This window comes from Cognatishimia sp. (assembly GCF_964229375.1).
Taxonomy (GTDB): Bacteria; Pseudomonadota; Alphaproteobacteria; order Rhodobacterales; family Rhodobacteraceae; genus Cognatishimia.
Genome location: NZ_CAXREH010000158.1, coordinates 1 through 8,151, shown reverse-complemented (window position 1 = coordinate 8,151; position 8,151 = coordinate 1). Strand labels below are relative to the sequence as shown.

At 55.1% G+C, this 8,151-nt stretch carries 11 protein-coding genes; 1 reads left to right on the top strand and 10 read right to left on the bottom strand.

Features of this window, described 5'->3' with window-relative positions; all coding sequences use genetic code 11:
• The 10 genes from ACEQWH_RS12090 to phnF all read right to left on the bottom strand — a co-directional run.
• Positions 1-215, bottom strand: a 215-nt coding sequence (locus tag ACEQWH_RS12090; RefSeq protein ID WP_370231235.1) for a PhnD/SsuA/transferrin family substrate-binding protein, incomplete at its 3' end; no start/stop codon positions are given.
• 42 nt (positions 216-257) lie between these two features.
• Complete coding sequence (gene phnC / locus ACEQWH_RS12085; protein WP_370231233.1) at positions 258-1,058, bottom strand: phosphonate ABC transporter ATP-binding protein; 801 nt, start codon at positions 1,056-1,058, stop codon at positions 258-260.
• An 87-nt stretch (positions 1,059-1,145) separates the two neighbouring features.
• Entirely contained in the window at positions 1,146-2,306 is a 1,161-nt protein-coding gene (locus ACEQWH_RS12080; protein ID WP_370231231.1) for an alpha-D-ribose 1-methylphosphonate 5-triphosphate diphosphatase, read from the bottom strand.
• Positions 2,293-3,012: a phosphonate C-P lyase system protein PhnL gene (locus ACEQWH_RS12075; protein ID WP_370231230.1), complete on the bottom strand. Its 720-nt coding sequence runs from the start codon at positions 3,010-3,012 to the stop codon at positions 2,293-2,295. Before ACEQWH_RS12075 ends, ACEQWH_RS12080 begins: the two co-directional genes overlap by 14 nt.
• Entirely contained in the window at positions 3,009-3,806 is a 798-nt protein-coding gene (locus ACEQWH_RS12070) for an ATP-binding cassette domain-containing protein (protein ID WP_370231228.1), read from the bottom strand. Before ACEQWH_RS12070 ends, ACEQWH_RS12075 begins: the two co-directional genes overlap by 4 nt.
• The gene (locus ACEQWH_RS12065; protein WP_370231227.1) at positions 3,803-4,717 is read right to left on the bottom strand and encodes an alpha-D-ribose 1-methylphosphonate 5-phosphate C-P-lyase PhnJ; all 915 of its coding nucleotides are present in this window, start codon (positions 4,715-4,717) and stop codon (positions 3,803-3,805) included. Before ACEQWH_RS12065 ends, ACEQWH_RS12070 begins: the two co-directional genes overlap by 4 nt.
• On the bottom strand, positions 4,714-5,784 hold the full coding sequence (locus ACEQWH_RS12060) for a carbon-phosphorus lyase complex subunit PhnI (protein ID WP_370231226.1): 1,071 nt from the start codon (positions 5,782-5,784) through the stop codon (positions 4,714-4,716). The genes ACEQWH_RS12065 and ACEQWH_RS12060 overlap by 4 nt, the downstream gene beginning before the upstream one ends.
• On the bottom strand, positions 5,784-6,320 hold the full coding sequence (phnH, locus tag ACEQWH_RS12055; protein WP_370231225.1) for a phosphonate C-P lyase system protein PhnH: 537 nt from the start codon (positions 6,318-6,320) through the stop codon (positions 5,784-5,786). The genes ACEQWH_RS12060 and phnH overlap by 1 nt, the downstream gene beginning before the upstream one ends.
• On the bottom strand, positions 6,320-6,727 hold the full coding sequence (locus ACEQWH_RS12050; protein ID WP_370231223.1) for a phosphonate C-P lyase system protein PhnG: 408 nt from the start codon (positions 6,725-6,727) through the stop codon (positions 6,320-6,322). Before ACEQWH_RS12050 ends, phnH begins: the two co-directional genes overlap by 1 nt.
• Positions 6,720-7,436, bottom strand: coding sequence for a phosphonate metabolism transcriptional regulator PhnF (gene phnF, locus ACEQWH_RS12045; protein ID WP_370231222.1), 717 nt, complete (start codon positions 7,434-7,436; stop codon positions 6,720-6,722). The genes ACEQWH_RS12050 and phnF overlap by 8 nt, the downstream gene beginning before the upstream one ends.
• Positions 7,437-7,915: 479 nt before the next feature.
• Between phnF and ACEQWH_RS12040 the strand changes: the two genes are divergently transcribed.
• On the top strand, positions 7,916-8,151 hold a 236-nt coding region (locus tag ACEQWH_RS12040; RefSeq protein ID WP_370231221.1), incomplete at its 3' end, for a hypothetical protein.

Genomic DNA, 8,151 nt, shown 5'->3' with positions numbered 1-8,151 from the left:
ACACCGTCATAAGCGCCGGCTGTGAAGATTTCGACTTCAACGCCCAGCTCACGCTCCAAATACTCTTCAAAAGGTGTATAGCGCGCGATGCGGTCTTTTTCGTTTTCACCGGAGAGAATGCCGAACTTCAAAACGGCATAGTCTTCTTTCCAGTCTGCTGCCGCGGCGGAAGTCGCAACCAGTGCAGTGAGTGCAGTTGTCAGTAGGTATTTCATAGTCAGGTCCCCCTGGGTTTGGATTGACGAGTGGATCTTGGGTTACGCAGGCAGTGCGACGGACTGTGTCGATGTCACGGCCTCGTTGAATTCTCTGAGCCCTTCCAGGCCATAGATGTCGCGCACAACGTCGTCGGTGAGTTGCTTCGCGGTGCCATCAAAGAAGACGCGGCCATTGCGCATTGCGATAATGCGGTCGCAGTAGGCGCGCGCGGTGTCCAGCGTGTGCAGATTCACTAGAACGGTCAGCCCGTCTTCTTTGTTGATTTGACGCAGGCCGTCCATGACGAGGGTCGCATTGGCTGGGTCGAGCGAGGCAATCGGCTCGTCTGCCAGCATGATTTTGGGCTGTTGCACCAGAGCCTTGGCAATAGCGACACGCTGTTGCTGCCCCCCAGATAGGGTGCCTGCACGTTGCAAAGCTTGTGGCACCAGATCAAGGCGATCCAACGCTTGCAGTGCCATTGCGCGCTCGGCGTCGGTGAACTGCATTGCCATCGAGCTAAGAAAGCCATGTTCTGCCAGTCGTCCGATCAGAACATTGGTCAAAACATCGAGGCGATCCACCAGATTGAACTGTTGGAAAATCATCGCGCAGTCGCGGCGCCAATTGCGCAAGTCTTTACCGCGCAGGCTGGTGATTTCGATGTCATCAAATGAAATCGACCCCAGCGAGGGGTCGATTAAGCGATTGATAAGACGAAGCATTGTGGATTTGCCCGCGCCAGAGCGGCCAATCACGCCGACAAACTGACCAGGTTGAATTTCAAGCGTTGCATTGTCGACGGCTCGTGTTTCGCCGAAGATTTTTGAGACGCCATTGAGTTTTAGAGCAGCAGTCATGGTGATTCATCCGAATGAATTTTTCACCTAGAACTTGGGGCTGTTCTGTAACTGTGAAGACTCCAGAATGTGAAGGTTTGGTTAAAACTAGGCCGCAACCGTGGCCTTTGCAGAGGTGGCTGTCATGGAACCGTTGGAAAAGATCACAGCGCCTTGGCTGAGGGTCTGAACGACGCGATCAGAGCTGTCGATCACCGACACATCCGCCCGTTTTCCAATCGCGATTTCGCCTCGATCCATGAGTCCAAGAGCCTTAGCGGGGTTCAAGGATGCGAGCTTGACCGCGCCAACCAAACCCTCGGGATCAGCTGGTGCAAGAGCGCGGATTGCAGGCAAAATCGCTGCTGGGTGATAGTCAGCTGCCAAGATGTCCAAGAGCCCGGCCGCATGGGCTTCGCGTGCGGAAAGGTTTCCGGAATAGCTCATGCCGCGCATCGCATTTGGGGCCCCCATGGCAATCATCAAACCGCGGGATTTTGCGGTTTCGGCAGCTTCAATGGTCACGGGGAATTCACTGATCACCGCGCCGATGTCGGCCATCAGGTTTGTTTTTTCTACCGTGTCGTCATCATGGCTGGCCATAGCAACAGCATAGGATTTGCTCAGCGCCGAAATCTGTTCAAGGTTCGCGAGGATCTGCTCAGTGGGAACCGCGTCATCGAGACGTTTTTGGATAGAGACTCGCGCTTCGGCTTCGCTCAATCCCTGGCCCTTGATGCGATAGGCGATCAGTTTTTCCAGATTGCGATATTGCCCTTGGCCCGGTGTGTGATCCATGACTGAAACCAAGTCGACTGCGCCAGATTGAAACAGGCCTTCAAGTGCAGCGATGGCGTCTGTGTAAGTCATGTCAAACCGCGCGTGAATGCGGTGATCGACGCGCAGGCCTTGGATGTTTTGCTTGAGCGCGCGGATGATGCCTGAGGTGTGCTCAAAGGAGCGGCGTTCTCCATCCGTTGCCGTGCGAGAGAAAGAGACGCCTGCATAGGCCGTCGTCACACCGGCTGCCGCAAGACGCGCATCTAGGTGGCCAACCGCAACCTCCATTGGGAAGTCGACACGCGGGCGGGGCTCCAATTCCAGCTCGATCATATCGCCGTGGATGTCAATGAAACCGGGCAGCATGGTATACCCGGACGGCACACCTGTGCTTTCTTCGATTTCGGCAATCACGCCGTTCTCGACCCGCAGGTTTCCGTTTTCAATGATCCGGTCCGCCAGGACCAGTTTGATATTATAAAACCACATCGTCGCGGTCCTCGTCTGGAAGAGCATCAGGGGTCAGATCAACGATCCGGTCAATCAGGTGCAAGACATCATCAGGGTGGTGAAAGACGCCAATCATCGCGGTGCCTTGATCCTTGAGTTCCTGAAGCCGAGCGACCAAAGCTGCGCGGGCATTGGCATCTAGCGAGGCGGTGGGCTCATCCAGCATCAAGAGTTTTTGAGGCAAAATGAGTGCGCGGGCGAGGTTCACTTTTTGTTGCTCGCCACCTGAGAAGGTCGTTGGGTATGCGGACCAAAGATCTGGTTTCACGCCAAAGGTCGCTAGCGCGTCGCGGGCTTTCTCAAGTGATTGCTCTTTGTCCCAGCCTGCAAGGATCAGAGGCTCGGCCACAATGGCTTCGGCGCTCACGCGGGGGCGGGCGATAAGGAACTGGGTGACAAAACCGATCTCTGTGCGGCGCAGAAAGGAAACATCCACGTCAGCCGCGCGGGCCAGATCAATCACCCCATGGCTGGAATGAAAGTTGATTGCCCCAGATTGTGGCAGATAGGAACGGTAAAGCGTCCGCAAAAGCGTCGATTTTCCTGCACCGTTTGTGCCTTTGAGCAGGACAAACTCTCCCGCCGAGACGCTGAACGTAATGTCGTCAAAGGTTGCGATCTCTTTGTCGAGATGATGCAGAGTAAAGCCTTTGGTTAGGCCTTGGATATCAAGAACAGGGGTCATAGCTTTGCGTGCACCAATTGTTGCGTATAGGCATGTTGCGGGTCTTGGAAAATCTGATCGGCGAGGCCAGTTTCCACTACCTCACCGCGGCGCATGACCATAACGCGATCCGCGAGGGTGCGAATAACGCCCAGGTCGTGGCTGACGATGACCATTGTGATCTGACGCTGTTGTTGCAGTTGCTTAAGTGTATCAAGCACCAGAGCCTGAACGCTGACGTCAAGACCGGTGGTCGGCTCGTCCAGCAACAAAAGCGCAGGCTCCAGCGCGATGGCTTTGGCCAGCTGCACCCGTTGCTGCATACCGCCTGATAGCTCAATCGGCGGGGCGTCCATGCGATCGAGCGGGAATTCAGACGCATCCAGCGCAGTTTCTGCTTTGGCGCGCAGAGTGGCAAAGCTGCGTTCTCCCGCGACCAAAAGCCGTTCAGCCACATTGCCGGAAGAGGAATGTTTCATCAGCAGGCCCAGATGCGGATTCTGATACACGATCCCGATCTTGGTGGCGCAAAGCATCCGACGTGCAAAACGGTCCAGATCAAATAGGTTGCCAGCCACATCCGGCAAATCCAACGTATAGCTGCCCGTATCAGGTGTTTCCTCAAGGTTCATCATACGCAGTAGGGTAGACTTACCAGAGCCACTTTCCCCAACGATCCCGAGCACTTCGCCTGGGTAAGCATGGGCCGATACATTGCGCACCGCATGAACGTCACCATAGGATTTCGACACGCTATGCACTTCTAGCAAAGGGCGGGTTTGAACAAGGCGTGGTGCCTCTAAGGTCATGGTCATTGCGCCATCTCCCCGTCTTTGTACCAGGTGTCGCCGCGCGTCTCGCCTTCGCCGTCGCGCGCACGAATGGTTTTCACGCCCCATTCGCTGTCAGAGACCTCATAGGCTGAGGTACCGTCATCCTGCGGGATTTCATTCATGAAAAAGCCCCTCGTTCCAGATCGAACACAGGTCAGATCTGCGTGGTCTTCAACTTTGTAAGGCACGTCGGAAAACACCAATGGTTCAACCCGTGTAAACGGAGGAACCGCATAGATGCGTTTCTCGCGCCCCGCTGACAGAATGGTCAGATGTTTGGACATATGAAGCTTTTGCACGTCCCAACGCGGGATCGGCGAGGGGGTCATCACAAAGCGGCCATTTACAAGGCTGGGATAGGATGCGCCTTGCATCACGCGACCCGAGCGCACGATCTGTTCATAAAGTTGCAACCACATGCGCCCGTAGTCTGCATCTGCGTGCATCTGGCGCGCGATCGACATATTGGGCTGAACGGGGCGCAGAGGTTCAGGGTTTGGGACCTGCAACACGAGCACTTGATCCTCGCGCATAATCTCTTCGGGAATGCGGTGGCGTGACTGGATCAGATCGGCCTCTAGCGTGTCCATCGTAGTTGGTGTGCCTGCGACGCGGGCAATAAAGCGGCGGATCGAGGCTGCGTTCACACTGTCATCCGCGCCTTGGTCGATGACCTTGACGCGCGTGGTGGGTTTCACAAGCGTCAAAGACACCTGCAAGCCACCTGTGCCCCATCCGCGTGCCATGGGCACTTCGCGGCTGGCATAGGGCATCTGACAGCCGGGAACCGCCACGGATTTCAGCATCTTGCGGCGCATCTCGCGCTTGGCAGAGCCGTCAAGGAACCCATAGCTCATGGCTTCCCAAGGTTTGGTGAGTGTCGCGAGGGTCATTCTGCCGGTTCCGTCTGAGAGGATTTCTGGGCTGCCGCCTTCTTCGCCTTGGCATCGCGCATAGCGTCCAGCGAGGATTGGAAGGTCACGTAGTGCGGCAGTTTAAAGTGGATACAGAAGCCTGAGCTTTCTACGCCTTCGGTGTGGTAGAGGAAGAACTCTTCTTCGGTCGCCGAACCTTTTTCAGCGCCCGGACTATTCAGGTCGAGCGTCGCCGCTGCGATACATTTGACTTCGTTCCAGCCGAAGGTGGCGGCATAGCCAATGCCCAGCTTTTCGCCTTTTTTGTCAACGACTTCTGATTGGCTAACCTTGACGCGACCGGCCGAAAAACTGCGTCCGTCTGGGTGTTTGACTTCGATCTCGGCCTCAGCCAATCGCAGCTCGTTCACCGTGGGATGCGCTTGGCCATAACCGCGCATCGCCGCATAACCGAGCGCCAAAACGCCGCCGGTCTCTGCTCGCGCGAGGCTTTGGAGCGTATGGGCGCGTTTGGACGGGAACAGCAGTGGTTCGCGGGTGAGGTCTGGAATGTCGTTGCCTTCGGTCTTGTCCGCCTCGGGCAGATCCAGCAATTCATTCTCTGCCTGCCAGGTGCTGACAGCCGGCTGATATGCGGGCGAGGGCGTTTCGGCGGGGTCTACAGGGACAGGGGCATAGGTCTCGCCCTGCAAGACTTCGGTTGCCAGAATACGGTGCGCGTAGTCGAGCGTCGGCCCAAGCACCTGGCCACCGGGAATGTCTTTGAACGCGGCAGAGATGCGACGGTGGGTGAAAAGTGTGTCTTGCTCAACAGGCGAGGCCACACATAGGCGCGGCTGAGTGGTGCGCCAGGCGCGCAGCAACAGGACCGCCTCATAGAGTTCACCGCCGGTTTGTGCCAGCGCCAGCGCCGCAAGGTCTTCGTCATAGAGCGAGGCTTCGCCCATCACGCGGTCAATCAGATAAGGCATGCTCACCTTGATTTCAGTCACACGTGCGGCATCAAAAGACCCCATAGCCTCGCGAAACAGCCGTTCGGATTGTTCGATCGCGCGTTCACCGCCACGGGTTGCGACATAGGCCATCAGAGCACCTCAATCTGTGTAGAACGTGGCAGGCCGAGCACGTCGGCACCATCAAGAATAAAGAGATCAAATCCCATCGGATACCGCAGCCGCGCATTGCGGGCGGCCCAGAAGCCGTCAGGCAGCCCGTCAATCTGAACCGTAAGGCTTCCATCAACACCGGGACCAGAAAGGTGCAGCGCTTGGCCACAGCCGATCTTACCGCGCAGGATCACGGTTGCGCCATCATCAGGGTACAGGTCGCTGCCAACGGCCACTTGAGATAGCGGTTCGGCGTTGGTCAGCGTGCCTAAGAACACATGATCCGCCTTCGCGATTTCGGCGATTTCCGCCCCGGTCCGCATGATTTCAGGCAGCAAGAGCGGGTCGGTCGCATGCACACGGCACTCACGATCCAAAAGCGCGGCCACTATAGGGCTTTCACCGGCCTCCGGCAGGCTGCGAGGCAGGCCAGGACGGCTAAGCGCCCACAAAAGTGCGTCAAAAGCTGAATTCGCATATGTTTCAGCGTCGCTTGGACGCGGCATCGCAGGCATTAGAAGGTCTCCATATTGACGCGGGTGGCTTCGACCCGGCGCAGTGTGTCAGCGTCCTGCGCGGCGAGGGCTTCGGACTCACGCGTGCAGAAGGCGATGCAGTTTTCGGTTTGAATTTCTGTGGCCATCGCCAGATCGACCAGAGCCATGGCCATCGAGGCCTCTAGATCATGGCCGCGGCGCATCCCATAGCCATCGATATCACCTTGACGAATATGGGCCTCGCTCATCAGAACTTCGCCCAGATGAAAGGCCACGCCCTTGGCGGTGTCGCGCATCGGAAGCATCACCAAGCCACTGCGGGAGCGCAGTACCTCGATCTCGCCCAGATCCGCGATCAGCGTTTCTGCAAAGGCCTTAAGCCGGTCGGCATCTGCCCGCGCGAGCGTGTCGAGCGTGTCATTCATCAGTTTGCTCCATTGTAAAAGTCACCCGCGCCGCAGACCAAATGACGCGACTGCAGGAGAGAGGCGTGCCATCGGGCAAGGCATCAATCGCATTGACGACAAGCACGGGGACATCAGGGTGTTGTTTCAGAGTTTTGGATTCTTCGGGTCGCGAGGGCCGAGAATGCACGGTAGTTTTCAGACGAAAGTAATCTTGGATACCGTATGTTCGGTAGGTTTCTGTCGTCGATCCCAAGACATCCCTGCGTTCCACAAATTCTGGAAACCTTTCAGCGCAATGATAAGAGGCTCCAAAGGCCACTGGAAGGTCATTGGCAAGCGTAATGCGTTGACTTTCCGTGACCTTCGCACTGGGGTTCAGTAAAAGCGCTTTTGCGACAAAATCGGGGGCGACGATCCGGTTTGCTTCTACCAATTTGCCTTCAACCGTTACGCCCTGAGGGATCAAATTGCGGCGCAGTCGCGTGCGTTTACCTATCGTATAGGTAAGACGAGGTAGGGCTTCGACAAATGTGCCGCGCCCTTGCTCGATGCTAAGCCTGCCTTCGCGCGCCAGAGCTTCAAGCGCTTTGCGCACAGAATGTCGGCCGATCGAAAACCGTTCGGCAAGTTGAGGTTCCGTTGGCAATTTGTCGCCCGCGGACAGCCGCCCAGAGCGGATGTCTTCTACAAGTTCGTCGCGAATAGTGTTCCAGGTGTGTTTTATCATAGCCGATTCATCCGAATGAATTTTTGTCTAAGTACGCTTCGTAACACTGGAATGAAGGTTTTGGGATTTTAAAGTCACATCTCTAGACTGGGTGGTGGTGCTGTCCGCGACAGATTATTTATACGTTCGGAAACTAACATACTGTGGTTCAAAGTGTGGTATTAATTAATTTGCATAGAAAAAATCATATATATTATATATGTTTGGCATAAATGTAATTCGGACACCTCCTCCGCCATCTGTATTTTGAAATTATTAAATAAAAACAATGGGTTGCGGGTTAATTTTGCGCAGGAATCCGCCTTTTGGCGATTTTGCCACACATTTTGCCACACAATTGACCACCTAAAGTGCTTTATCGAGGCTCAAGGTTTTTCTTCGAAATTTGGTTGGTTTGGAAATTGACAGAAGATCGCCTATCTTCGGTTTGCGTTGCGAAACGGACAGTATTTTAACAATTATAATTGGAGTGCTAATTTATGGTTAGTAGAGACAACCGAATTGAAGAAATTGATTCACTAGTTGAACGTGCGCAGGAACTTTTTGAAGACCTTGAAGTTGCTTACAATCGCGACTTGGAGGCAAAGGAAGTTTCCAAAAAAGCGAAAAACCTAACTCATGAAGTTCTCGAAAAGTGCTCCAATATTTTAGATCAAACGATGACGATCTGTTTCGAGTTGGACATCAGACCTCACCTCACAGAATTACCAAAAAG

What these genes read in the sequence shown, in the direction of transcription:
- phnC (WP_370231233.1), bottom strand. Translation starts at nt 1,058, where the DNA reads ATGACTGCTGCTCTAAAACTCAATGGCGTCTCAAAAATCTTCGGCGAA.
- ACEQWH_RS12080 (WP_370231231.1), bottom strand. Translation starts at nt 2,306, where the DNA reads ATGTGGTTTTATAATATCAAACTGGTCCTGGCGGACCGGATCATTGAA.
- ACEQWH_RS12075 (WP_370231230.1), bottom strand. Translation starts at nt 3,012, where the DNA reads ATGACCCCTGTTCTTGATATCCAAGGCCTAACCAAAGGCTTTACTCTG.
- ACEQWH_RS12070 (WP_370231228.1), bottom strand. Translation starts at nt 3,806, where the DNA reads ATGACCATGACCTTAGAGGCACCACGCCTTGTTCAAACCCGCCCTTTG.
- ACEQWH_RS12065 (WP_370231227.1), bottom strand. Translation starts at nt 4,717, where the DNA reads ATGACCCTCGCGACACTCACCAAACCTTGGGAAGCCATGAGCTATGGG.
- ACEQWH_RS12060 (WP_370231226.1), bottom strand. Translation starts at nt 5,784, where the DNA reads ATGGCCTATGTCGCAACCCGTGGCGGTGAACGCGCGATCGAACAATCC.
- phnH (WP_370231225.1), bottom strand. Translation starts at nt 6,320, where the DNA reads ATGCCTGCGATGCCGCGTCCAAGCGACGCTGAAACATATGCGAATTCA.
- ACEQWH_RS12050 (WP_370231223.1), bottom strand. Translation starts at nt 6,727, where the DNA reads ATGAATGACACGCTCGACACGCTCGCGCGGGCAGATGCCGACCGGCTT.
- phnF (WP_370231222.1), bottom strand. Translation starts at nt 7,436, where the DNA reads ATGATAAAACACACCTGGAACACTATTCGCGACGAACTTGTAGAAGAC.